Source organism: Alkanindiges hydrocarboniclasticus (assembly GCF_001982605.1).
Lineage (GTDB): Bacteria > Pseudomonadota > Gammaproteobacteria > Pseudomonadales > Moraxellaceae > Alkanindiges > Alkanindiges hydrocarboniclasticus.
The window spans coordinates 34,963-61,290 of sequence record NZ_MLCN01000029.1; the positions used below are offsets into that span (position 1 = coordinate 34,963).

Genomic DNA, 26,328 nt, shown 5'->3' on the forward strand with positions numbered 1-26,328 from the left:
TTTTTAAACAATGCATTGAATAAATAGAGATATTAAAAACTGAATTTGACGATTGATTAACAATTGAAATTATTAGGAATTAGATAAATTAATTATGCTATAATTTTTATTGATGCCAATATGATGAGTATCAATAAACATCTTCATTGAGAAGAAGATGGCGCGCCCAGAGAGATTCGAACTCCCGACCCCCAAGTTCGTAGCCTGGTGCTCTATCCAGCTGAGCTATGGGCGCGTCGTTTTGTGTCGCGCATTCTACAGTGCAGTTTGCGCCTCGTCAACTTCTTTTTAATCTTTGCAAACTGTCTGTCGTTTTATTAAACACATCAAGTTTTGCAAACATTATATAAGTGGCGGTGAGAGAGGGATTCGAACCCTCGATACCCATAACAGGTATGCGTCCTTAGCAGGGACGTGGTTTCAGCCACTCACCCATCTCACCGCAACGAGGTCGACATAGTACAAAAAGCTGGGGGCTTGAGCAAGCCCTCATTGATCAATATTCAGCCGCACTCGACATAAATATGTGACTAACGGCTAAATAAAGCGCAATTTAACAAATTATTGTGTGGTTTTGGCTTCCTGATTCACTTCATCCAATAGCGCATCCGGATTTTCAACCTTCACATCTTTATTCAGCCGCTCAATATAAAGGTCATTTTCGCTTTTATGCGCATCATCGCTATCGCTGTGCGCCTGTTGTACAGCTGGTGCATCTGTGGCCTTGATCGGTTCCTGTTTTTTATCACAACCCATCAATACCATTGCCATGGTACCCAATAGTACCGCCTGCCCTAAAATTTGCTTACTTATCATTTTTTAACCAACTCCATGAAAATTGAGGTTGCTTCTTGCAACGTTACCCCTAACAAGCAGATTCAGCTTTGTGCCTGTAAAACTGCTTATTGCCTATATCTTAACCTTGTTCAGGCCGTCTGCTCAATTTTAAAACTACAAACAATCACAATTTAGTGAAGCACTTGGCAAAAAGTTTCATAAATTCTGGCGCTTTTTATAAAAATATCCCGCTATGTAAGTTCTGCTGCATTTTCAGCAAGAAAACCTAAACAGCGAATAGGAAAACTTATGTAAAACCTGAAGTATGCAAAGTAGATATAGTAGGCAGTCATAACGACTAACTTTAGGGCTAGGTGCCCAGTAGGAAATAATTGCCGTCTACACAGCAATTTATAGACGTTATTCATAAACCGATTTTATGCGTTTAGTAAAACTACGCTTATTATAAAATTGGCATTTCCTAAAAGTACCAGACAACAAAAAAGCCCTGATCCTTTAGAATCAGAGCTTTTTGTGAATTCTGTGCCTTATCAAGGATAAGTATAGAATTCAAATTTGGTGCGGATGAGAGGACTTGAACCTCCACGTCTTGCGACACTAATACCTGAAACTAGCGCGTCTACCAATTCCGCCACATCCGCATGCAGTAGGTGCGCTATATTAGGAATATTTTAGAAAGTCGTCAAGCCAATCTGATCAATGCTTGAGCTAATAAATATCAGTTTGTTGCAAAATTAATCAAAAGATTGCATTAAGCAGTATTAATCCCATATAAAATCTGCATGCACCTAAAAATCTAGCATGAATACAACAAACTGCAACTTGTCATCGTGCATTATCAATTTTAGTGTATCTTAGCAAGGTAAACTGATTTTTGTTATTAAAGCGTATAAAAGAGAACCTATGAATTGGCAAGACCCTGATGCCGCACGCGAAGCTGAACGCTACGACTCCCCGATTCCCAGCCGTACCCTGATTCAACAAACCGTTGAATCCCGCAAGGACGGCCTGTCCCATGCAGAGCTGGTGGAAGAATACCAGCTGGACCAGCCGGACGCCATTGAGGCACTAAGCCGCCGCTTAACTGCCATGGTGCGTGACGGCCAGTTAATTCGCTCTGCGGGCTATCCGCCACTCTACCGCGTGGCAACTGATGAAGATCTGCTTATTGGCCGTGTGCAAACCAATGCCAAGGGTTTTGGTTTTGTGGTACTGGAAGGTCAAATGGACATCTTCCTGCCAGAGCGCGAAATGCGACTGGTATTTAATGGGGATATCGTTAAGGTACGCCAGAACGGTACGGATCGCCGTGGCCGCATGACTGGTTATATTGTCGAGGTGATTGAGCACCAGCAGCGTGAACTGATTGGTAAAGTGGTTGAGCATGAAGGTGACTTTTTTGTCCAGCCTGCCCAGCCGAATGGTCATCAGCCAATTGCGCTGGAACCTGAACAAATTGCCACTGCTGGCCTAAAGCCTGGTGATTCGACCCAGATTGCCATTGATGAATGGCCAACCCGTGATGAGTTTGCCAACGGTCATATTATTGCCAACCTGGCTGACAAGGCCGATAGCCAGCTTATTATTCCAGCCACCATTCTGGATTTTGACCTGCCGTTTGAATTTAGCGATGAAGTACTGGCTGAAACTGCAAAATTTGATGAACCCGGCGCGCGTGACCGTAAGGATCGCATTGATTTACGTGATCTGCCCTTGGTTACTATCGATGGTGAAGATGCGCGCGACTTTGACGATGCCGTATATGCTGAAAAACGCGCCGGCGGTGGTTATCGGCTGGTGGTTGCCATTGCAGACGTTAGCCATTATGTGAAGGTTGGTACAGCACTGGATGATGAAGCACAGGATCGGGGTACGTCGGTTTATTTTCCCAACCATGTAATTCCCATGCTGCCAGAAGCATTATCCAATGGCCTATGCTCATTAAAACCAGAGGTTGACCGCCTATGCATGGTGTGTGACATCAAGCTGTCACGGCAGGGCCGCGTTACTGGTTATGAGTTTTACCCATCCGTCATGCATTCACAGGCACGCCTCACCTATAATCAGGTGGCGTCGTACCTGAATGGCCAGACTGATGCAGTGCCTGACAAGGCAGCGGTGCGTAAGTCATTAAATGTGCTGTTTCAACTGTTCCAAACCCTGCTGACAGTTCGTCAGGAACGTGGTGCCATGGAATTTGAAACTGTAGAAACCTACATGACTTTTGATGAGCTGGGTGCCATTCAGCAAATTCTGCCACGTAGCCGCAATGATGCGCATCGCCTGATTGAGGAATGCATGTTGCTGGCCAATGTCTGTGCGTCAGATTTTGCGCTTAAAAATGATTTGCCAATTTTATACCGCAACCATGAAGCGCCTGAAGCCACCCGTGTGCAAAAAGTACGCGATTATGTGCGCCTGCTGGGTTTTGATTTTCCGGAAAAACCAACGCAAAGCGACTATCAGTACATTATTGAAAAAACCAAGGATCGCGTGGATGCCACCAGCATTCATGCTGTGCTGCTACGCTCCATGATGCAAGCCTATTACGGGCCTAAAAACCTTGGTCATTATGGCTTGGCGTATGATGCATATACGCATTTTACCTCGCCAATTCGTCGCTACCCGGATTTGCTACTGCACCGTGCAATTAAGGCTTTTTTAAAGCAAAAGCCCAGTGAGCTGGAAGGTCAAACGCTGTCAAATGCTGGTGAGCACTACTCACAAACTGAGCGTCGGGCCGACGAAGCATCACGTAGTGTAATGAGCTGGCTCAAATGTCACTATATGGAACAGCACATTGGTGAAGAGTTTGACGGCACCATTACCTCGGTCACTGACTTTGGTTTGTTTGTCACCCTTACTGAACTATATGTTGATGGCATGTTGCATATCAGCCAGCTGGGTGATGATTATTTTGTGTATGATGCCATTAGCCAAAGTCTGTTTGGCCAGCAGCATGGCCAGCGTTTTAGTCTGGGTGACCAAGTCCGTATTAAAGTCATGGCGGTGCATCTGGAAGAACGCAAAATTGACTTTGGCTTGGTCAAGCAGTTAACTGCTCAGGGCCGTGCTATCCGTGAGAAGGCACCTCGTGCGCAGTCTCCTGCGGAAGCTAACGCCAGTGCCAAAAAGAAAGTTGCCAGCAAAGCAAAAGGCTCCAAACCTGCCAAGACTGAGCCTGCGGAAAGCCCCAAGAAAGTCAAAAAACCACGCAAAAAAACCAAAAAGCCTAACGCAAAGCCTAAAACCAAAGAGTAAGTTAACGCCGTCATCCCTAGGATGACGGCACTTTAATTTCAAATCCCAAATAGAGCCATTCTTCCATGCACTTAAAATTTCGTGCGATAGCCTTAATTCTCATAACTGTTAGCGCTGGCCTGTCCTTGACAGCCTGCACTCCCTCCAGTCAGCAGGAACACCGTATTATCGAGCTGCAAGCTCAGGCATGGCATGACGTCAACAATGATGAAGCTGTTGCCATTCTTTATACTCAGCAACAGGCTGCTAATCCCCAACAACTAAACCAGCAGATTCAACAAAAATTAAATAGTGCATTTGATATTGCGAAAAAATATCCCAGCGTAAAGGTCAGCTCAGGTCAGCAAAATACCTCACCAACCTATAATCAAAGACAACGGATTACAGGATGGACCACCCATGCTGAAATTATCCTTAAAAGTACCGATTTAAAAGCAGTCAGTGAGTTACTGGGCATATTGCAGGATCAACTTATGCTACAATCCCTACAGTTTCAGGTTTCTACCCAACAGCGTGAGCGGGTCGAAAACCAGCTAATCAGTGAAGTTTCCAAGACTTTCCAGCAAAGAGCAGCGATTGCACAACAAGCCTGGCAATCCTCTCACTATGAACTAGTCAGATTTAAAATTTTAAGCAATACGCAATCTACGCAGCCTGTTATTTATCAAACAGCCATGGCTGATGCTGCTGCACCGGCGTCTGCACCCGTGCCCATACAGGCTGGTCAGAGCCAGATTATTGTTGAGGCAATTGGCAGTGTTCAATTGAAATAATCTTGAGTTCAACACGTAATAGCCGTATAATTTTCGGTCTTTCCAAATCCTCACCTTAACCGCAAGCGAGAACCATAATGGCACGCGTAACTGTAGAAGACTGCCTGGGTGCAGTAGAAAACCGTTTTGAACTGGTTCTGGTCGCTTCCAAGCGTGCACGTCAGCTGGCACGTGGCATTAGTGAGCCAACCTTGCCGTGGGACAACGACAAGCCAACCGTCATGGCGCTGCGTGAAATTGCCGAAGGTCATGTAACCCGCGATATCCTTAAGCAAAAAGATGAAGCACTGCAACCGTCCAGCCTTGATCTGGCACTGGCTCCTGCCCTGAATCTGGATAACTTTAGTTTTTAAGTCCAGTTTCTGCTTTTCAGTTTTAAAGCCATGTGTAACATTCACGCTGTAACCAGAAAAGCCTGATTTTATGAAAGTCAGGCTTTTTTGATTTTTGTGCATAGCAATGCATAAAAAATAAATTATCAATTGACAAGAACTGCGTTTTGCTTTTCATTAGAAGGTTAACGTAGACTTTATTTGCCTAGGTCCGTCTTTACTCAGGAATCATGCCCATGCAAGGCGACGTTATTCGTCATGCCCAGCAACAACTTGCCAATATTCTGGCTGCCTATTTAAATGCTGAACAAATTCAGCAGATTATTGCTGCCTGTGATTTTGCCAACGATGCCCATAACGGGGTTATCCGTAAAAGTGGTGAACCTTATATCCTGCATCCTATTGCAGTAGCCTGTATTCTGGGTAATATGCATCTGGATGCAGATAGCCTGATGGCGGCGCTACTGCATGATGTGATTGAAGATACGCCCATTAGTAAATCAGAAATTGCCAACCTGTTTAGTGCCAAGGTCGCTGAACTGGTTGATGGCGTGACCAAGCTCACCATCTCCAAGGACAAACAGGACAATAAAGCGGCTTCATTTCGTAAAATCCTGCTGGCAACCCTGCATGATCCGCGTGTCATTATTATCAAACTGGCTGACCGCCTGCATAACATGTCTACGCTGGATGCCCTACGCCCGGAAAAACGCCAGCGGATTGCGCAGGAAACCTATGATATCTTTGTGCCCATGGCGCGACTGGTAGGCATGAATGACATTGCAGACCAGCTAGAACTCCTGTGTTATGAAAACCTTGATCCTGCTCTTTTTACCCGTATCCAGACTGCATTACAAACTACCCGAACACAGCGCAGCACCTATCAGAAAGTCTGGGCAGAGCGCCTTGATAAAACCATCAAAACCCTTGGCCTGAATGGCACACTCGAAGAAAAAGACAATAATATCCAGCTATTCCAACGCTTCTTTAAAAATAAAACCGATTTAAACTCACTCATTCATATCCATGCTTTTGACATTGTGCTAGAAACTGTGGCGGCCTGCGACCAGCTGGCTGCCTACCTCAAGCAGCATTATCATGTATTAAAGCTGGCTGACCATATTCGTAACCCCCTGCCTGGTGGCAATCAGGCCCTCGAACTATCATTACGTGGCGAAGTCACTACACTGGACTTAACGCTGCAAACCCCGCGTATGCGCGAAGCAGCGCGTCTGGGGGTAGTACTGGGTGAATCCGCGCCACAAGCCAGTCGCTCGGCGATTCAGGCTTCCCTAACCAACCTTAGCGAACTGATTGACCGCGATTGTGCCAAAACCACCTTAAGCTCATTGCTGGATTACCTGCATCGCGAAAAGATTCTGGTTTCAACGCCAGATGGTGATATTCATGAGCTACCCCGTGGGGCCACTGCAGTTGATTTTGCCTACGCTGCCAGTTTGTTTTTAGGCAACCATGCTATTGGTGCCAAGATTGATGGCATCATCAAGCCCTTAAGCACTCCCTTAAACAGTGGCGAAGTGGTTGAAGTCATCACCGATGTACTGGCAACCCCCAATCCCGAATGGCTCAGTTTCGTCAATACCCAAAAAGCCCGCCGTTCTATCCAGAATATTTTGCGCGATCAGGATATCGAAGAACAGCGTCTGGTTGGCCAGCAGGCTCTTAACCGTGCGCTTAAGCTCTACCATCATAGCCTGACCGACCTTAGCATACAGGATTGGGAAAACCTGCTCACCTGGCGGCATGTCCATAGTAAAGAGCAGCTGTTTGAGCAAATTGCCATTGGTGACCTGTTACCACAACTGGTCGCATCGCGCCTGTTTGCCGACCAGAACCAGCAAGCACTGCTAACCTCCAGTCAGTTGATTCGTGGCACAGAAGGCATTGATGTCCGCTACGCCAATTGCTGCACGCCTATTCTGGATGACCCAATTCGTGGCCATTTAACCCGTCGTGGGCTGATTGTCCATCGGGCACGCTGTAGTAACCTGTTGCATGAAAACCAGCAACACCCGGAAAATATTATTCCGCTCACCTGGCAAGAGTGTGAACAGGCCGATGCACGTTTTCCGGCATACCTGTGCATTGATGAAAAACTGGATGATGAGCAAACCACTGAAATTATCTATAAAATCCGCCAATTTCAGGCCGGCCTTGAGCAGATGACCAGTGACGATGAAAAAACTTATCTGTCACTGATTGTGCGCGATCGTGATCATCTGGCGCGTTTAATTCGTGAATTACGTATTTTACTGGACTTTCCCAGCCTGACCCGTTTAGATAGCGCCTTTAGTATCCGCGAACGTGAATACTCAGCCAAACAAGATTCTTTAGCTTGACTCAGGAATTGGTTATCATCCTGCAAAATTTATAAATGATTGGAGTCTTTCATGACACGTATCGTCATTCACAGTGAACAAGCACCAGCCGCCATTGGAACTTACTCACAAGCCATCAAGATTGACAACGTGGTGTATTTGTCAGGCCAGATCGGACTTGATCCTTATAGCATGGAACTGGTGGACGGTATTGAAGCGCAAATTCGCCGCGTTTTCGATAACCTAAAAGCAGTGTGTGAAGCAGCCGGCGGCTCTTTAGCTGATATTGCCAAACTCAATATCTTTTTGACAGATCTCGGTAACTTCCAACTGGTTAACCAGATTATGGGTGAATACTTTACACAGCCCTATCCTGCCCGTGCCGCCTTGGGTATAAACACCCTACCTCGTAATGCACTGGTTGAAATGGATGGTATTCTGGTTATCAATAACCAAAGTTAATACTATTGATTAACCTACTAAGCTGCCTTGTGCGGCTTTTTTATTGCTTATGGAATAGAGCACCGGAATTATTTTTGTAAGCTGGAATACGACAACTTGACATTTGATAATAATTATCAATAATATCTATTATCTTATTTGTACTTCCAACTACGGAAACAAAAGACTATGTACATTTGCCTGTGCCGTGCCGTAACTGATCGCCAAATCCGGGAAAGTGTTGAAAATGGGGCTTCCAGCTTCCGTGAAGTGCGTGAAGAACTGGACGTTGGTACTTGTTGTGGTCGTTGTGTACCAGAAACCCGTGAATTAATCGACCAGGCTCTCTCAGAAATTGCTGGCCGTATTTCCGTTGCTGCTTAAGCGCTACCTATCATCGTTTCATTTTCTCCTCTCCCGTTTTCAACATAACACTATAAAGCTGAAGCGGGCTTTTTCCTTTTCTGTATTCCAAGGCTTGTCACTTCTACAAACTATGGCCTTAATGTGATTGTCATTTTCATTTGCGGTTCCATAAACTGCTCGAAAAGCCGAGCTATTTTTTATAATCTATAAGCAAGTTAAATACCCAAGCTAAAAGTAGTACCTCAGTTAACCCGCTATACATCGAGCGTAGCTCTTGTCTTTTTACGAAGCATGCTCGTCAAGGCAATGCTTTGCTTATTATATTATCCTCAATCAGGAGAATTACCATGAAAGGTGATCGTCAAGTTATTGTTCACTTAAATAACGTACTGTATAACCAACTAACGGCGATTAACCAGTACTTTCTTCATGCCCGTATGCTAAAGGACTGGGGCATTGAAAAATTAGGCCAGCATATCTATAAAGAATCCATTCATCAAATGAAGCATGCCGATAAAGTAATTGAGCGAATCTTATTTCTGGAAGGTCTCCCCAATCTACAGCAGTTAGGCAAACTACATATTGGTGAAAATACCCGGGAAATTTTAGCCTGCGACCTACGCATGGCCAATGATTCCCATATCACCTTAAAGGCAGCCATTGCCTATGCCGAGCAATCCGCAGACTTTGTTACCCGTGACATGCTGCGTGCAATTATGGCAGAAGAAGAAGAATATATTGACTGGACTGGAACTCAGCTTGCCTTAATTGAGAGCGTAACGCTGGAAAACTTTATTCAGTCGCAGATTTAGACTTTAGAGATTCATCCACGTCACTGTAATTGGCTTTAGGCCAGTTTTTTTATAGCTATCTTTTATTGATTTTAATTTTGGTTCTGCTATCATTGTAATCATTGACAGCAGAACTGGAAACTACGATGGCTAATCTTGTTATCCGCAATATAGAGGATAGTTTAAAAGAGCGCTTACGTGTGCAAGCAGCCCATCATGGCCGCTCCATGGAAGAAGAGCTACGTTGTATTCTAAGAGAAACCTTGCTTAAAGAAGCGCCCGTTAAAAAAGCGTTTGGCAGTCACCTTCATGCTCGCTTTACAGCACTGGCATCTACCGCGCTAGAGCTGCCTCCTCGCAACACGGATCTTGCTAGCGGTGTTGATTTTCTAGCATGAAATATTTGCTAGATACCAATATACTCTCTGAAATAATGCGTGGTGCGCCTAACCCTCATGTTGTGGTATGGCTTGATCAGCAAAACCCGGCTCATCTATATATCAGTGCCATTACTGTAGCAGAAATTTTATATGGTATTGCTCGCTTGCCTGAGGGACAACGAAAACAGAAATTAGCGATTGCCGCTGTAGCCATGTTTCAGGAAGATTTTAAAAACCGTATCTGCGGCTTTGATCAATTTTCTGCCGAATTTTATGCAGACCTGGTTAATCAGCGAGTTTGCCGGGGCCTTGCAATTAGTCAATCAGATGCACAAATTGCGGGTATAGCCCTTTGTCAGCAGATGACTGTAGTTACCCGGAATATCAAAGATTTTTCACAAATTGATGGCCTAACTGTCCTCAACCCTTTTTAATTTTATTCTGACAAAAAAGCTAAAAAGGCATATTAGGACAGAAAGCGAGGATAGCTTTTTGTATTGGATCAATTGCTCATGTTTATACCATCATAGACATCCGCAACCAATAGCGTTAATCCAACAGACTGCAAAATAAAAGACTCATGGGGTTCATAATAATGAGGCTGCCAGCCATCCAGCCGACTTAACACCTCTACCAGTTGGGTTTCCTGTTCGATCATCACATATTCCTGCAAGGTCGGAATTTGCTGATATTGCTGCAACTTAAAAGTTTTATCATACATTTTGGTTGATGCCGATAATACTTCGACAATCAAAATTGGCGTTTCTACAAAATAAGCATCATTTGATATCTGGCTGCAATCCACCACCACATCGGGATAATAGAAGTTTTGTGCTATTTTTACTTTCATATCATTAATATAAGGGCGACAGGATTTGCCCTTAAGATGAGCGCGAAGTTCCGCAAAAACATTCCCTGAAATCAGATTATGGCCTGCGCTTGCACCCACCATAGCGAATACTTCACCGTGCACAAATTCATGTTTAGTTTGGCTTTGTAATTCGCCTTGCAGGTACTCTTGTTCAGTTAGGTGGTATTTATTGGCAATTTTCATTTTTAAACCTGTAAAAATAAAGCTTGATCAGACTCAATATAGCACAGCATGGTGAATGCCTTAAAAAGAATAAAAACTATGACAAGGCTAATCGCGCAAGCAATGCATTATTATATTCCTGGCATATTTACTCAGGGCCTTGATAAAAAACCTGTCCCTTGCGCTTAATAAGTTCGACTAATATCCAAGTTGTCAATCTGCGATAATACAGATAAGTCCACCGGCCAAGGCAATAATAAATCATCAATTTCCTGTTCTATTTTTAACAGGGTACTTAAGTCAATTGTTCCTTCTATCGTTAAATCAATGTCTGAACCCTAACGATAGTTGTCTTTGGCACGCGAACCATACAAGATGAGTGATGACAAAAAAAGTAAAAAAAAGCCCGCGGGGGCGGGCTGAAGGGGGTCTTACTGTCTTGGGGACAGTATTAATACTAGAGAACATCTATGTATTTGTCTGTTAGACGAATGTAGAAGGGGTGTAACGGGTGATAAAATACCCTAGGGGATTTAGCTCTTACTTCCAAGGTCTTAAATCTACAATTTTGATCACCTCACCATGATTGTCTATTAATACGGTCATATCTATGACCGTAGCTTTTAGTGGAATCCATGCGCTGGCTTCAGGATAACGCTTTAAAACTGCTTGTACACTAGCTTTATCATTAAACTGGTTAAGAAGCTTTAAACGCTGTGCATGCTGTTGTAATTGCTGCTTAGCTTGTTCTAATAGCATATAACGATCGGGACACTGAGCAAGCGATATACCTCTGAATGTTTCCATGAATACGTCTTCATTGTGCTGCTTAATACTTTTCGCAGATTTTACAGCAACATATTTAGGAGTTAACCAAGACGGCTTATGATAAAATTCCTCTGCATTCTTTAAACTCTTTTGATTAATATCATTAACACGTATCAACTCGAATCCGTTTACATTATAAACGATCCACGCAGGCCTACCATGTATAATAGTATAAAATCCGCATAAGAAAGCCAATACTTGAAAGAGAATGACTAGAATTAAATCAAGCTTGAGCGTTTTTTTGGTTTCCTTATACACTAATAATGTAAAGAATGGACCAATTACAACATCAACTGTAAGCATTATCATTACTATATGTGTTACCCCAACTGATTTAGCAAGCGGCATTGGATACCATAGAAAAAAGATTACTCCACTTACGAAAATTGCAATTAATATAGAAATAGCCAGATGGGTTAAAAAAAATTTGATCCGTTTAGACATTGATATTACCTAAAGTTAATGTTACTCACAAAAGCTGTATCACAAATAGACCATTGATTTAACAAGAGAATTAATAATTTTTTAAGTTAAATTACTAGTCCAGACCTGAAATTTTGACACATATTCCTGCTACATGTCACTTACACTACTCTAATATGGCATAGAGGTCATCTCAGCCTAAATTTCTGAGAAAATATAGTTATGATTTTTTATCCAATGGCCGTATTGTAGATATTAAAATGGTTGAACAATTGATTAAAGGATTAAAAGCAAAGCTCTCTGCGGATCGGAGTTACATCAGTTAAGCATTAAAATTAAGATTAAATGATCAAGATGGTGAATTAATTACCTATCATCGTAAAGACATGCAAGCAGTGTAGTGATTAAAAGCGGATGCGTACAATTTAAGGCAGCGCAATAAAATAGAGACTTTATTCAGCGTATTAAAAGGAATATATAATTTGGTAACGAGTAAGGCCAACGATTCAAACTAGTGAAGCATTGGCTTAAGTAGGATTTGGGTTTGGATAGTACAAAAGCATACCCTATAAGTAGCTATATTTTAGAGATTTATATCTCTTTATGTGCTTAGAAACTGTATCAAAAAAGTCAATTAATCATTGAGATTACTCATTTAGAAAAGCTAACAACAAGTTTTCTAGTGGCATGATTTTGGAGAGAATCTATCAGCCAAATCTGTAGTACAAACCCAAGCATTATTTGAGATAGTATATGTATAAGTAATTTTTTTACCAGCAATATTATCATTTACTATGCCAGTTGTTTTATAAGTAGCTTCAATGGCGCAGGCTGTTGTATCAATTGGACTAGCAATAATATTATCAACATATTTAACACTAATTATTGCACTAGCAGGTATGACACAACCAGCAGATATTCCTTCATTACCAATAGCATCAATAATACGAGTTTTCAAGCCGCCTAATAATGTAGGGCCTTCAGCAACTTGAGCACGTGCGATATAATCCTGATATGCAGGAATTGCTACAGCAGCAAGAATACCAATGATCGCAACAACGATCATCAATTCAATTAACGTAAAACCCTTTTGTGCGTTCATAAAATTCTCCTAGGAATATTTAGGCAAAATTTATGCCAAAAATTAATTTGTTTAAAATTCATGCATAGTTGCATGAAATTAACTAGCAAATCGAGACTTAAAAACACAAAACTTGTTTTTAATTAAATTTTAATTGTTCTAATTAATAGATTATTATCAAAAATTTATTTCAAAATTCCAAATCTTATAATAATTATTTTTGCCAGTAAATGTATAAAAATTAAAGAAGAGAGCGATAAGCTCTCTTCTTTGTAATTACTTTACATAAATTATGTACAAGATTTTGGTTTAAATTTAGCAGCTAAAGTAGTAGTACAAACCCATGCACCAGTTGCAGCAGTGTAAGTATGGGTCATAGTTTTACTTGCAACATCATCATTTACACCAGTAGCGGCATAAGTAGCTAGCAAAGCACATGTTGCTGTACCACCAGCTGTTGCTGTAATCGAGGCAACATATTTACCAGAAACCACAGCACCTGTAGGTATAACACATCCTGCTGCCACGCCATCATTGCCAATCGCTTCAGTAATAGGGGTTTTCAAACCGCCTAACAGCGCTGGGCCTTCAGCAACTTGAGCACGACCAATATAATCCTGATATGCAGGAATTGCTACAGCAGCCAAAATACCAATGATCGCAACAACGATCATCAATTCAATTAACGTAAAACCCTTTTGTGCGTTCATAAAATTCTCCCAGGAATACAAAAATAGTAGTGTTGGCTTGTTGTTTTGACCAACGCTCTAACACACATGTTGTTATATTGCATTATGTGTGCCAAATCAATATCTGTAAATTTATATCGGTGCAAAAACATGCAAATAAAGTAATTCTGTTAGTTAGCGCACATTTAACTTTATTAGTTAAAAGCAATTTATGCCAATAAGTGACACTTTATGTCAATTATCAATTATTCATACAAAAATAGTCACTCTGCGCTTCATTATAAGATTACTAGAGAAATATAGCCTGATTATTTAGCTCGTTACCTAAGTCTTTTATTTTCTTATCATAATATTGGTTAAGTACTTGGCCGATTTGCTCAATACCGCTTATTACACCAGCAGAATACTGTTTTTGCTTGAGCAGGGCAGTAATGTTATCGCAAATTGTGTTCCAATGCTCACTTGTAACAAAATGATCAATCCCTCTATCAGCTACGATTTCAACTTTTCGCTCACACAGGTTGATATACAGCAATACACCACTGTTATAGGCAGTATCCCATACGCCATATTCAGCAAACAGTTGTTTGGCTCTTAAGCGGGTATTACCACGAAGAGCAATGTCCAGCGGCAAATGCCCCTCAATAATGACCTGTATCTCGCCTGCATGATCCTGTTCAGCCTGCTGTACCGCGTTGCTAATTTGCGCGCGGACTTCCGTATTAAAACATTTACGGGTATACCATGGTAGATATACGAAGTTTCTAAACCAGCGTGCAATATTTAGGCTTTTTTCACTTTCAATGATTTTTTGATGACTACTCATCAGGTCAGTGTCATTAGTTACCATGATCCAGAAGCTCCACCACCACCAAATGATCCACCGCCACCGCGATAGCCTCCCCCACCAAAACCACCGCCTCGTCCACCACCAAAACCTCCACCGCCACGCAGTACGCTAAACAGGATTAGTTGGGCAATAGAGCTTACCAGCAGGAAAAAGACTATTCCGCCCAACATGAAACTGCCAATCAATCCCAGGCCGCTGGTTAATCCCCAGCCGACTCCAACTGCTCCAGCAATACTGGCACTTAATGCTTTACCTAAAAACAAGGCGGCAAACATGCCAGCCAGACAAAGTGCCACCAGGGCAAATAAGCCTTTTTGCATGGCATTTTGCTGCTCAATCTGAGCGGCTTGTTGTTGCTCAAGCTGATCGGCACTGTTTTTGGCAATTTCAGGGTCAAGCTTTAGAATCTGATCAATCTGGTTGAGACCAGCAGTTAGGCCACCCATATAATTGCCTTGCCGGAATTGTGGAGTGATTTGTTCTTCAATAATACGTTTGATGACTACATCAGGCAAGACGCCTTCCAGCCCATAGCCAGTTAACATCTGAATCCGGCGGTCATTGACTGCAACTACAATGAGCAAGCCATTATCGGTTTTTTCATGACCCAGTTTCCACTGTGTAAAGGCACGGGTTGCATAGTCAAAGATGGCTTCCTGCCCGGTACTGGGCAAGATGATCAGTCCCACCTGTGCCCGGCCAGCCTGATGAATAGCCAGAATTTGCTGGCTGAGTTGCTGATATTGCGCACTGGTTAATAAACTGGCCTGATCAATCACCGGGCTATTTAAATCCGGCAAGGTGGCCTGAACCGTATCGGGTTGAGCCGGAGTAATGGTTGGCGTAGGTAACTCTGGAGTGTTTTGATGATGAGGAGAAGTTGCAGCGCCTATAGGTGGAACAATACTGTTGAGTGGCGGGCCACCTACTTGTTGGGCCTGATTTAAAACAATGGCAGCTTCTGCCACCTGATCCGTTTGGCTGGCTGGCTCCGCATGGACCTGAAAAGCAGCCAGCAACAATGCCATCAATACACCTGCTATTGGATATTGATAAATGGTTTTCTTTAAAACTGATGGCTGCTGCATGGCATGGTCTTCTGTTTTGGCTTTTCAACAGTGGATAAACATTCAGTTATCCACAATCAGGCGATTAAAGTCAGCTTATTTACAGCTAATACATTCACAATAAATGCTATCCATTGATCAAGGTTGTGCAGCTTGTGGGGCTGACTGACCAGCAGGTGCAGTGCTATCAAAACTGACTGTTGGCGCGGTTGCAATAGCAGCTTCATTATTGACTGAAAAATTGGGCCGAGGCTGCATGCCAATCACTTTGGCAGTTAGCGACTGTGGCAACTGGCGCACATAGGTATTGTAGTCCTGAACAGTGCTGATATAGCGGTTGCGTGCGACGGTAATACGGTTTTCTGTCCCTTCAAGCTGGGCACTTAAATCCCGAAATGCGGCATCAGCCTTTAGATTGGGATAATTTTCTGACACAACCAGCAAGCGTGATAAGGCACCGGTCAGTTGGCTTTGCGCTTCCTGAAATTTTTGAAAAGCAGCCGGATCATTCACCAGCTCCGGGGTGGCCTGAATACCAGCCACTGATGCCCGGGCACGGGTCACTTCAGTTAAAACCTGCTGTTCATGGCTGGCATAACCTTTAACCACATTCACCAGATTGGGTACTAAATCGGCGCGGCGCTGGTACTGGTTCAGCACTTCAGACCAGCTGGCATTGACAGCTTCATCCTTGGCTTGCAGGTTGTTGTAACCACAGCCGGGCAAACTGCTGGCCAGTACGGTGCTTAATAATAATGCTGATAATAGCCGACGCGACATGATGCTAACCTGTTTTTATCAATGTGTATGATTAACATCATGCGGCAACGGACAGGTTTTTCCAGAATGGAATTGTGAATATTTTTAATAGCTTGTTACTGTTAACGCTGGATACAGCTTATCCATAGCTTTAAAAAAAGCCCTGCTCTGGTTGTTAGCATTACAATATCTTGCCAACGACCTGAACAGAGCGGTAGGAGAACCACAAAATTGTTTGATAAAGAACAGATCAGTGAACGGTACTGGCAGCTTCCATAAAGCTGGCCATCTGATACTCGTTTGCCAGACGGTTTTTCCAGTAGCTTAATGCCTTGGAGTGATCAATTTCAGAAGGATGAAAATCCTTTTTATAATAAGACAAATATTCCGGGGTCAGCTGAATCAGCATTTTTGCGACCAGATACAGACCACGGAGGTTGCCGCCAATTTTCGGCAGGCTTTTCCATTTGTCCTGCCAGAACAAGCGCTGGGTGCCATACAAGGTTAAGCTGGCAAAGCTGGTGGTTACCGCCTGCATCACCTGACGGCGTAATTTAAGGTCACCATATAAGGTTTGATAGGTATCAAATGCCACGCTGCGATGCTCAACCTCTTCAATAGCATGCCACACCCACAGTTTAACGGCATCATCATCCAGTGTTTCCAGTAGTTCAGGATGATTGAGAATATAACCGCCCAGCAATGCTGTGAAATGTTCAAACGCGCTGGTAATGGCCAGCTGTACCTTATAGGGTGCATTTTTAAGGCGATGGTCATGCTTGGCAAGCCAGGCCTGAAAGCTGTCTAGCTGATAATCATCACGGCGCCACGCCTGATTGAATTCAGTATGGGCCTTGGAGTGCATGGCCTCCTGCCCAATAAATGCAGTAATTTCTGCCTGTAGCTGTTCATCGGTAATTCGGTCGCGTACGTTGCGGACACTATGCACAAAAAACTGCTCGCCAATGGGAAAGGTAGACGACAAGGCTGTCAGCAGGTGCGACATCACGGGTGAATCTGCAAAGAAATGACGCTTGATCAGTTTAGGATTAAAGTCCAGCCGACGTACCGTAATGCCATTGGCTTTACGGCGATTCAAATATTTCTTATCTGATATTGTATTAGCCAGAGCAGTCATGGCGATATCCTATACAATCTTAAGTTGACATACAGTATTGTCATATTTAATGAATGAGGCTATGGCATGAATGTTCAGCCAGTGACGAAAGTGCTCAAACTTTAGGCTTAATTTGTAATTAAAAAACCCGCCCAGTCATGCGACAACGGGGCGGGTTTCCTAAAACTACAACAGCTTAGTACTTAAACTTTAGCGCTATACTGTAATTGGCTGGTGCGCCATAGTAACCTTGCGAATAAGGAAACCCAAACAGGTACTTTTTGTTGCCTACGTTATAGCCATTGGCCTGAACACTGACATGGTTATTGATGTCATAACTGGCCATCAGGTTTAATAAGGCATAATCGTCCTGGCGGATAGTGCTGTTTAAGCTTGAACTGTATTGGCTAATATCACCCTGCCACTGTACCCCTGCACCCAGTTTAAGCTGAGGTAACACAGGAACACGATAGGTCGCCAGCATATTGAAGGTTTGCTCAGGATTATAGCGACGCGCAGCGCCACCGTTTTTCAGGTCTTTTAAACTGTACTGTGAGTATCCCAACGACAGATTAAGGTTATCAGTCAACTCCCCTACCAGGCCAACCTCTACCCCTTGTGACTGCAAATCACTAATGGGTGACTCATGCAATAAGGGATTGCTGTCGGCATCTTTTAGCGGATAGTTGCTTTGTGTGGTTCTAAATACCGCCAGTGTTCCGGTTAACCGGTCATCCAGCCAGGCACTCTTGACCCCCACTTCATAGCTATCGCCTTCAATGGGTGCCGCCACATTTTTAGTGGTCGCATCTACTGTGGTTTGTGGCCGGAAAATGGACGTGTAACTGGCGTAGCCGGTATATTCCGGTGTGAAGTTATAGGTGAAGCCAGCATACGGTGCTAGCTTGTGTTCATCATAGACCATGGGTGCTGAATAACTAACGCCCTTACTGCTGGCCTCAACATAGTTGGCCCCAAGGGTGAGTTTCAACGCATCATTCAAATGCAGGCGGGTGGCTGCATAAAGTGACTGGTTTTTCTGGCTATAATCGGAGCCACTGCTGGAAGTTGCACTCCATAGCGGAGCTGCTGGTGTCCAGCTGGCCTGATCAGTGGTGGTAGAATTACCAAATGTGCCGGTATATTCCAATTGGCCAATTTCACTGGTTGACCAGCTATAGCCCATTACGGCTTCGTGGTTGTAGCCCAATAAAGCAAATGTCCCGGCTATGCGTGCATCAATCTGACGCTGCACGTCATCATCATTAACATATCTGCCCGGATACAGAAAAAGACCAGAAGTATTATCCATAGCACTGGGGTTGCCCACCAGATAAAGCAGATCACTCTGGGTACTGGTGTGCTTTTCATCATAGCTTAGGGTTGCCTGCCAGTCACCCCAGAGTTTTTGCTTTAGCTCAACAAAAGCATCTCGGGTTTCATTGTCCCAATAAGTCCAGTCCGGGCTATAGTTATAACTCTGCGAATAACTGATTTGTTTCCCTGCACTGTTCAGCAGTGGATTTGCGCCCCAGTTATTGCCATTGGATTTATTATTGGTTTCGCTATAGCCTAGTGTTAGTACCGTGCTATCGGTCAAATCGGCATCAACAATTGCCGCCACCCCATTTTTTTCCAGTGAATAATGATCCAGATAAGAATCACCGGTTTGCTCATAAGCCATTATGCGGCCACGTACACGATCATCACTGCTTAGGCTACCGGAAACATCGCCTTCATAACGGGTGGTATCCCATGAGCCATAGCTAATGCCTGCCGAAGCCTGTAACTCTTTGGTAGGCCGTTTGCGGATCATGTTAATGGTTGCACTGGGATCACCAAATGCCGTGGACAGTGCAGCAGCACCCTTAACCACTTCAATCCGGTCATATAAAAAGGTATCAGGATTACTTTCCTGATAATTATAGCTGGTGAGTGGAAAACCAATGCCATCCATTAATACATTGGAAATTTCAAAACCACGGCTCATGTAGGTGGTACGCTCGGTTTCCTGACTACTGACGGTAATTCCCGGCGTATTGCGTAGCACATCACGTAAATTGGTGATCTGGTAATCATCCAGTTGCTGGCGTGTAACGACATTAATGGTCTGCGGGGTTTCCTTGATGGCCAGATCAAGCCGGTTGCCACTGCTACTATTTTTTATTGTATAGGCTTGGGTACTGTCGGATGCGCCTTCATCTGTTGTTGCAGTGACTTCAATGGTTTGCAGCTGATTGTCTACCGCAATGTCCTGTGATGATACCGCTTGTGCCTGTGCAGTTAAAGCCATCGCCAGTGGCAAGGCTGCCAGCCGACAGGGAACTACAAAACGATGAAACATGATAAACCCCAGCTAAAAATTTATAAATAATAACGGTAATGATTTTCATTTGTAATTTTAATTAAGCACAGATAAGAAGACAAGGAGTATTTAAGAAATTCTTAAGAATTGAAAAAAGAGAGTAAGAACAGAGGAAAGCAAAGAATGAGCAAGGCAAACCTTATTAACAGATAGGCATTAAAAAAGCAGCTTAACGGGTTGATTAAGCTGCTTTTAGGCAAACAGGATCAGGATATCAAAATGAAGTCCCCTGTTATTACACCTTTAGGTAATCCAGGATACCTTCGGCGGCCTGACGACCTTCCCAGATGGCTGTTACTACCAGATCAGAACCACGCACCATGTCACCACCAGCAAATATTTTTGGATTGCTGGTCTGGAATTTGTAGGCCTGATGTTCAGGTGCAACCACACGGCCTGAACCATCCAGATTAATGGTAGAGTTTTCAAACCAGTTGGCTGGACTTGGACGGAAACCAAAGGCCAGAATCACCGCATCAGCAGACAGGATTTCTTCAGAACCCGGTACTGGCTCAGGACTGCGACGGCCACGGCTATCGGGTTCGCCCAGCTGAGTGGTTACGACTTTAACGCCGATCACCTTACCGTCTGCATCACCCACAATTTCAATAGGCTGACGATTGAATAAAAATTCCACCCCTTCTTCACGGGCGTTTTTCACTTCACGCACCGAACCCGGCATGTTGGCTTCATCACGGCGATAAGCACAGGTCACATGCGCAGCACCCTGACGGATAGAGGTACGGTTACAGTCCATGGCAGTATCCCCACCACCCAGTACCACCACACGCTTGCCTTCAAGGTCAATGTAATCTGCCGGATTCTTTTCCCAGCCCTGACAACGGTTGACGTTGGCAATCAGGAAGTCCAGTGCATCGTATACGCCGTTAAAGTCTTCACCGGCAAAACCACCTTTCATGTAGGTGTAGGTGCCCATGCCCATGAACACCGCATCGTAATCAGCCAGCAGTTCATCAATGGTCACGTCAGTGCCCACATCGGTATTGAGGCGGAATTCAATACCCATGCCTTCAAAAATCTCACGGCGACGCACCATGACATTTTTTTCCATTTTAAATTCTGGAATACCAAAGGTCAGCAGGCCACCGATTTCTGGATTTTTGTCAAACACAACCGGTTTTACCCCATTGCGCACCAGAATATCAGCACAGCCCAGACCGGCAGGGCCAGCACCAATGATGGCCACTTTTTTGTCAGTCCATTTTACATGGGACATGTCAGGACGCCAGCCCAGTGCAAACGCCGTGTCATTAATATATTTTTCGGCATTACCAATGGTGACTGCACCAAAACCATCATTGAGGGTACAGGCCCCTTCACACAGGCGATCCTGCGGGCATACACGGCCACACACTTCCGGCAGGGTGTTGGTCTGGTGGCACAGTTCAGCAGCACGAAACAGCTGGCCTTCAGTAACCAGTTTTAGCCAGTTGGGAATATAGTTGTGTACCGGGCATTTCCACTCACAGTACGGATTGCCACAGGCCAGACAGCGATGCGACTGGTTGGCCGCATGTTCCTGGGTAAACGGTTTATAAATTTCTACAAACGCTTCTGTACGAACAGCAATATCTTTTTTCTCTGGGTCCTGACGCGGCACTTCCAGAAACTGAAAATCATTGTTTAGGCGAGTCGCCATGGTTATCTCCGTGGGTCAGTACTGCCGCTCTATTAAAAACAGGCGGCAGCACTTGCCTGGTGCGAAAGTGAAAAAGACTTATTGAGGATCGGCCTTGGTGGTTTTCAGCAGGCTGTTCAGGCTTGCGGCTTTTGGCTTCACCAACCAGAACTTGCGGCTGTAGGAATCAAACTCATCAATAATGGTTTGTCCCCAGGCACTGCCTGTTTCACGCACATGATCTTGCAGGATTTCCAGCAGGTGATGGCGATAATCTTCCATCGGCTCGGTAGAAATACGGTTCAGGTCAATCAGTTCATGGTTGCAGTAATCGAAGAAATCACCGTCCAGATCCAGCACATAAGCAAAACCACCAGTCATGCCTGCACCAAAGTTATGACCTACACGGCCCAGCACGGTCACAATACCGCCAGTCATGTATTCACAGCAATGATCACCAGCGCCTTCAATCACGGCAAAGCTGCCCGAGTTACGCACGGCAAAACGCTCACCGGCAGTACCGGCTGCAAACAGTTTGCCGCCAGTCGCACCATACAGACAGGTATTGCCAATAATAGCTGTTTCCTGCGATTTAAATGGCGAACCCTTCGGTGGATAAATGGCAATCTGGCCACCTGCCATGCCCTTGCCCACATAATCGTTGGCATCACCTTCCAGACGCAGATGCAGGCCACCAGCATTCCACACCCCGAGTGACTGGCCAGCAGTTCCGGTTAAGTGAACCACCACCGGCGCAATTTCCATGCCCAGATTGCCATAACGCTTGGCAATTTCACCGGAAATCCGTGCCCCAATAGAACGGTCACAGTTGCTCACAATAAACTCAAAACTACCGCCTTCACCCGCTTCAATGGCAGGCAGCATCACTTCAACCATGCGCTCGGCCAGCAGGCCCTTGTCAAATGGCTCGTTTTTCACCACTTCACAATAGCTGGACTTGCCATCAGCCGAAGGATGCGAGGTCAACAGCGCGCTTAAATCCAGATTGGCATGTTTGTCGGTTTCGCCCGGCAGTGCTTCCAGCAAATCGGTGCGGCCAATCAGGTCACGCAATGAACTTACACCCAGCGCAGCCAGCCATTCACGGGTTTCTTCAGCAATAAAGCGGAAGAAATTAATCAGCATTTCCGGCTCACCAATATAATGCTCTTCCCGCAGGTGATCCTGCTGGGTGGCCACACCGGTCGCACAGTTGTTCAAATGGCAAATCCGCAGGTATTTACAACCCAGCGCAATCATTGGGGTTGAACCAAAGCCAAAGCTTTCAGCCCCCAGAATTGCCGCTTTAACTACATCCAGACCAGTTTTTAAGCCGCCGTCAGTCTGTACACGCACCTTGCCACGCAGGTCATTGACCCGCAGGGCCTGATGCGCTTCAGCCAAGCCCAGCTCCCATGGCGAACCGGCATAATGGATGGAACTTAATGGCGATGCTGCTGTACCACCGTCATAACCGGAAATGGTAATGAAGTCGGCATAGGCCTTGGCCACACCTGCTGCAATCGTACCTACACCCGGCTCAGACACCAGCTTGACCGATACCATGGCCTGCGGATTGACTTGTTTTAAATCAAAAATCAGCTGTGACAAATCTTCAATGGAATAAATGTCATGGTGCGGTGGCGGGGAAATCAGCGTGACACCCGGCACCGAATAACGCAGGCGTGCAATCAGGCCATTGACTTTACCACCCGGAAGCTGACCGCCTTCACCTGGTTTTGCACCCTGCGCCACTTTAATCTGCAACACTTCTGCAGAGCACAGGTAAGCCGGGGTTACCCCAAAACGGCCTGATGCAATTTGCTTGATCTTGGAGTTACGAATGGTGCCGTAACGTGCCGGATCTTCACCGCCCTCACCAGAGTTGGAACGACCACCAATGGTGTTCATGGCAATGGCAATGGACTCATGCGCTTCTGGCGACAATGCACCCAGTGACATACCCGCAGAATCAAAGCGTGGCAGAATATCCTCAACGCTTTCAACCTGATCCAGCGCAATGCTGTTATCAGTTTTAAGCGCAAACAAATCACGAATGGTGGCAATCGGACGATGATTCACCAGATTGGCATATTCGCGGAAGTCTTCATATTTGCCAGAGCGCACTGATTTGTGCAGGGCCGCAATCACATCAGGGTTAAACGCATGATACTCTTTGTTATAAACAAACTTGAGTAAACCACCCTGATCCAGTGGCTTGCGTGCTTGCCAGGCCAGTGTGGCCAGTTTTTTCTGGTCATTTTCCAGATCAATAAAGCTGGCACCAGCAATACGGCTCGGAACGCCTCTAAAGCACAGTTCAACCACTTCTTTGGACAAACCAATGGCTTCAAACAACTGGCCACCGCGGTAGGAAGCCACGGTTGAAATTCCCATTTTTGACAGGACTTTAAGCAAGCCTTTTTCAATACCCTTACGGAAATTGGCTTGAGCATATACCGGGTCACCCAGCAACTCGCCCTTATCAACCAGCTCATTGATCACATCATAAGCCAGATATGGATAAATTGCGGTTGCACCAAAGCCCAGCAGCACAGCAAAGTGATGCGGGTCACGGGCCAGCCCGGTTTCTACAATAATATTGGCATCAGCACGCAGGCCAACCTCTGACAGGTAATGATGCACCGCACCGGTTGCCATAATGGCATTGGCTGGTAGGTAGCCTTCACGGATATTTTTATCCGACAGCACCAGCATGCAGTTGCCGGTCGCAATAGCCGCTTCAGCTTCCTTACAAATACGCTGTAATGCAGCTTGCAGGCCTTCGCTTTCTGCATAGTTCAGGTCGACAACAGTCATGCCGTAGCCGGGACGGTTCAGCTCACGCAACTGGTGCATTTTGCTGTTGGACAATACCGGACTGGAAATAATCACACGGTCAGCATGGTCTGCGCTTTGCTCAAACACATTTTGCTCATGACCAAAACAGGTTTCCAGCGACATCACAATGGCTTCACGCAGTGGATCAATCGGTGGATTAGTCACCTGCGCAAACTGCTGGCGGAAATAATCAGCCAGATGGCGTACCTGACGTGACAGCACCGCCATAGGCGTATCATCACCCATGGAACCAACCGCTTCCTGCCCACTTTCAGCCAGGGGACGGATAATCTGGTCGCGCTCCTCAAAGGATACCAGGAACATTTTTTGCGCGGCTTTTAGTGTGTCGCCGTATAGACCAGTCGACAGCAGCTGCTCTTCCAGCTCATTATCCACTTGCAGGCTTAAAGCACGCTCACGCAACCATTTGCGATAAGGGCGCATGCCTTTTAAATGGTTATTGATCGCTGCCGTATCCAGTACCTCACCGGTTTCGGTATCCACCACCAGCATTTGACCGGGACCAACACGGCCTTTGGACACCACATCTTCCGGCTTGTAGTTCCACACACCAATTTCTGACGCCAGTGTGATATAGCTATTTTTGGTAATCACCCAGCGCGCCGGACGCAAACCATTACGATCCAGCATACAAATGGCATGACGGCCATTTTGAATGACCAGACCGGCCGGACCATCCCATGCTTCCATGTGCTTGGAGTTAAACTCATAAAACGCACGCAGGTCAGAATCCAGTGTTTCCACGTTTTGCCACGCGGGTGGCACCAGCATACGCAGAGCACGGAACAGATCCATGCCACCGCCGACTAGAATTTCCAGCATGTTATCCAGACTGGATGAATCCGAACCGGTGCGGTTAACCAGAGGTTTTAAGTCCAGCAGACCGGGCAATAACGGGTTTTCAAATTTGGGCGTACGGGCAACCGACCAGTTGCGGTTGGCGGTAATGGTATTGATTTCACCATTGTGTGCCAAATAACGGAATGGCTGGGCCAGCGGCCAGCGGGGTAGTGTATTGGTGGAAAAACGCTGGTGAAACACCACAATGTGTGAGGCTAAACGCTCGTCGGCCAGATCGGTATAAAAATCAGCAATGGCGGCAGGCATCATCAGACCTTTATAGCTGATCACGGTACTGGCCAATGTGGTCACATAAAACAGCGAGTCATTTTGCAGCTTGTGTTCGGCACGACGGCGCGCCAGAAACAGCTTGCGGTTAAAGTCGGCCTCAGCCAGATTTTCCGGGTTATTAACAATAATCTGTTCAAATACAGGTAGGGAGCGAAGTGCGATTTCGCCCAGAATGCTGACGTCAATGGGTACTTTACGCCAAGTCGCCACCTCAAGGCCTTCTGCCTTGATTTCTGCGTTCAATACTTCACGGGAATGCTGTGCCAGTGCCGGATCAATATTCAGGAAAATGGTACCAACAGCAAAGATATCCGTCAGGCTTGCCCCAAGCTTTTGGGCTTCATCACGAAAAAACGCCTTCGGCATCGCCAGCAATAAGCCACAGCCGTCGCCTGTCTTACCGTCAGCAGCAATACCCCCGCGATGCGTCATACAACTGAGACTATGAATGGCTGTTTGAACCAAATGATGACTCGCCTCGCCCTGCATCTGGGCAATCAGGCCAAATCCGCAATTATCGCGGAACTCGTCTGGCTGATATAAACCCTGTGCGGATTGAGTGGGAGCTACAGTGTTAAGCGATGGCATTTGCATAGCGTACCCTTGTCTTGGTATTGTCCAACCAGACCCTTACGTCTGGCAGAAAAAAATAGAGCAGAAAAATCATCGTTGACTTTATGCCCGTGAACCACCTGTTCGACCCAAATATGCTGTCAGCGCCAAGCATGCAATTAGCAATAATGTGCAGGCAACACGGCCCGGGGCCAAATAAGCACAACCCCTATAGGCTGGTGTAAACGAAAAACGGCGGTGTATTTTACAGACAAAACGTAAATAAATAAACCAATATTGCACAACAAGAAACAACATAAAATTGAAAATGTGCTGTGCTTAAACTCTATAAAGCAAAGTTTGGACCATAATCATTTTTATTTTTATCGAACGCAGTGATAGATAATTTTTTATTAACTGATTTATAAAGTTATTTTTAAAACCCAGTTAA

The 26,328-nt window shown here is 45.1% G+C and carries 21 protein-coding genes, 3 tRNA genes and 1 pseudogene; 10 read left to right on the forward strand and 15 right to left on the reverse strand.

The features are described from left to right. Positions 1-158: 158 nt before the first annotated feature. The 4 genes from BKE30_RS11190 to BKE30_RS11205 all read right to left on the reverse strand — a co-directional run bounded on the left by BKE30_RS11190 (position 159) and on the right by BKE30_RS11205 (position 1,439). Positions 159-235, reverse strand: a tRNA-Arg gene (locus tag BKE30_RS11190). Between the two features lie 116 nt (positions 236-351). After that, positions 352-442 (reverse strand) — tRNA-Ser (locus tag BKE30_RS11195). Positions 443-561: 119 nt separating this feature from the next. Next, on the reverse strand, positions 562-816 hold the full coding sequence (locus BKE30_RS11200) for a hypothetical protein (protein ID WP_076878675.1): 255 nt from the start codon (positions 814-816) through the stop codon (positions 562-564). Between the two features lie 538 nt (positions 817-1,354). Then, positions 1,355-1,439, reverse strand: a tRNA-Leu gene (locus BKE30_RS11205). A 262-nt stretch (positions 1,440-1,701) separates the two neighbouring features. On the opposite strand from BKE30_RS11205, the gene rnr reads away from it, so the two are divergent. The 9 genes from rnr to BKE30_RS11250 all read left to right on the forward strand — a co-directional run bounded on the left by rnr (position 1,702) and on the right by BKE30_RS11250 (position 9,915). After that, the gene (gene rnr / locus BKE30_RS11210) at positions 1,702-4,059 is read left to right on the forward strand and encodes a ribonuclease R (RefSeq protein ID WP_076878676.1); all 2,358 of its coding nucleotides are present in this window, start codon (positions 1,702-1,704) and stop codon (positions 4,057-4,059) included. Between the two features lie 65 nt (positions 4,060-4,124). After that, positions 4,125-4,832 (forward strand): SIMPL domain-containing protein, encoded by a 708-nt coding sequence (locus BKE30_RS11215; RefSeq protein WP_076878677.1) that lies wholly within the window; start codon positions 4,125-4,127, stop codon positions 4,830-4,832. Between the two features lie 77 nt (positions 4,833-4,909). After that, positions 4,910-5,185, forward strand: coding sequence for a DNA-directed RNA polymerase subunit omega (rpoZ, locus tag BKE30_RS11220; RefSeq protein ID WP_076878678.1), 276 nt, complete (start codon positions 4,910-4,912; stop codon positions 5,183-5,185). A gap of 215 nt (positions 5,186-5,400) precedes the next feature. Then, positions 5,401-7,524, forward strand: coding sequence for a RelA/SpoT family protein (locus tag BKE30_RS11225; RefSeq protein WP_076878679.1), 2,124 nt, complete (start codon positions 5,401-5,403; stop codon positions 7,522-7,524). A gap of 51 nt (positions 7,525-7,575) precedes the next feature. Further along, complete coding sequence (locus BKE30_RS11230; RefSeq protein ID WP_076878680.1) at positions 7,576-7,965, forward strand: RidA family protein; 390 nt, start codon at positions 7,576-7,578, stop codon at positions 7,963-7,965. Positions 7,966-8,133: 168 nt separating this feature from the next. Beyond that, complete coding sequence (locus BKE30_RS11235) at positions 8,134-8,328, forward strand: bacterioferritin-associated ferredoxin (RefSeq protein ID WP_076878681.1); 195 nt, start codon at positions 8,134-8,136, stop codon at positions 8,326-8,328. 329 nt (positions 8,329-8,657) lie between these two features. Then, the gene (gene bfr / locus BKE30_RS11240; protein ID WP_076878682.1) at positions 8,658-9,122 is read left to right on the forward strand and encodes a bacterioferritin; all 465 of its coding nucleotides are present in this window, start codon (positions 8,658-8,660) and stop codon (positions 9,120-9,122) included. Positions 9,123-9,247: 125 nt separating this feature from the next. After that, entirely contained in the window at positions 9,248-9,499 is a 252-nt protein-coding gene (locus BKE30_RS11245; RefSeq protein ID WP_076878683.1) for a FitA-like ribbon-helix-helix domain-containing protein, read from the forward strand. Then, complete coding sequence (locus BKE30_RS11250; protein WP_076878684.1) at positions 9,496-9,915, forward strand: type II toxin-antitoxin system VapC family toxin; 420 nt, start codon at positions 9,496-9,498, stop codon at positions 9,913-9,915. Before BKE30_RS11245 ends, BKE30_RS11250 begins: the two co-directional genes overlap by 4 nt. A gap of 68 nt (positions 9,916-9,983) precedes the next feature. On the opposite strand, the gene BKE30_RS11255 is transcribed toward BKE30_RS11250, so the two are convergent. After that, positions 9,984-10,535 (reverse strand): Uma2 family endonuclease, encoded by a 552-nt coding sequence (locus BKE30_RS11255; protein ID WP_076878685.1) that lies wholly within the window; start codon positions 10,533-10,535, stop codon positions 9,984-9,986. A gap of 519 nt (positions 10,536-11,054) precedes the next feature. Beyond that, positions 11,055-11,786: a TfpX/TfpZ family type IV pilin accessory protein gene (gene tfpZ / locus BKE30_RS11260; RefSeq protein WP_076878686.1), complete on the reverse strand. Its 732-nt coding sequence runs from the start codon at positions 11,784-11,786 to the stop codon at positions 11,055-11,057. Between the two features lie 209 nt (positions 11,787-11,995). On the opposite strand from tfpZ, the pseudogene BKE30_RS16385 reads away from it, so the two are divergent. Next, positions 11,996-12,265, forward strand: a pseudogene (locus tag BKE30_RS16385) (transposase); the annotation flags it as partial. Between the two features lie 179 nt (positions 12,266-12,444). Here the strand turns inward: BKE30_RS16385 and BKE30_RS11265 are convergent. From BKE30_RS11265 to gltB, 9 genes are all read right to left on the reverse strand, one after another. Then, entirely contained in the window at positions 12,445-12,867 is a 423-nt protein-coding gene (locus BKE30_RS11265) for a pilin (RefSeq protein ID WP_076878687.1), read from the reverse strand. Between the two features lie 269 nt (positions 12,868-13,136). Then, complete coding sequence (locus BKE30_RS11270) at positions 13,137-13,556, reverse strand: pilin (RefSeq protein ID WP_076878688.1); 420 nt, start codon at positions 13,554-13,556, stop codon at positions 13,137-13,139. Positions 13,557-13,824: 268 nt separating this feature from the next. After that, a complete protein-coding gene (locus BKE30_RS11275) occupies positions 13,825-14,388 on the reverse strand; it encodes a TPM domain-containing protein (protein ID WP_227518396.1) in 564 nt (187 codons plus the stop codon). Further along, positions 14,379-15,473 (reverse strand): TPM domain-containing protein, encoded by a 1,095-nt coding sequence (locus BKE30_RS11280; protein WP_076878690.1) that lies wholly within the window; start codon positions 15,471-15,473, stop codon positions 14,379-14,381. Before BKE30_RS11280 ends, BKE30_RS11275 begins: the two co-directional genes overlap by 10 nt. 117 nt (positions 15,474-15,590) lie before the next feature. Further along, entirely contained in the window at positions 15,591-16,232 is a 642-nt protein-coding gene (locus tag BKE30_RS11285; RefSeq protein ID WP_076878691.1) for a LemA family protein, read from the reverse strand. A 229-nt stretch (positions 16,233-16,461) separates the two neighbouring features. Continuing rightward, positions 16,462-17,349: a metal-dependent hydrolase gene (locus tag BKE30_RS11290; protein WP_076878692.1), complete on the reverse strand. Its 888-nt coding sequence runs from the start codon at positions 17,347-17,349 to the stop codon at positions 16,462-16,464. A gap of 175 nt (positions 17,350-17,524) precedes the next feature. Further along, the gene (locus BKE30_RS11295) at positions 17,525-19,672 is read right to left on the reverse strand and encodes a TonB-dependent siderophore receptor (protein ID WP_076878693.1); all 2,148 of its coding nucleotides are present in this window, start codon (positions 19,670-19,672) and stop codon (positions 17,525-17,527) included. Between the two features lie 256 nt (positions 19,673-19,928). Continuing rightward, the gene (locus BKE30_RS11300) at positions 19,929-21,353 is read right to left on the reverse strand and encodes an FAD-dependent oxidoreductase (protein ID WP_076878694.1); all 1,425 of its coding nucleotides are present in this window, start codon (positions 21,351-21,353) and stop codon (positions 19,929-19,931) included. A gap of 78 nt (positions 21,354-21,431) precedes the next feature. Further along, positions 21,432-25,913 (reverse strand): glutamate synthase large subunit, encoded by a 4,482-nt coding sequence (gltB, locus tag BKE30_RS11305; RefSeq protein WP_198938078.1) that lies wholly within the window; start codon positions 25,911-25,913, stop codon positions 21,432-21,434. Positions 25,914-26,328: the final 415 nt, after the last annotated feature.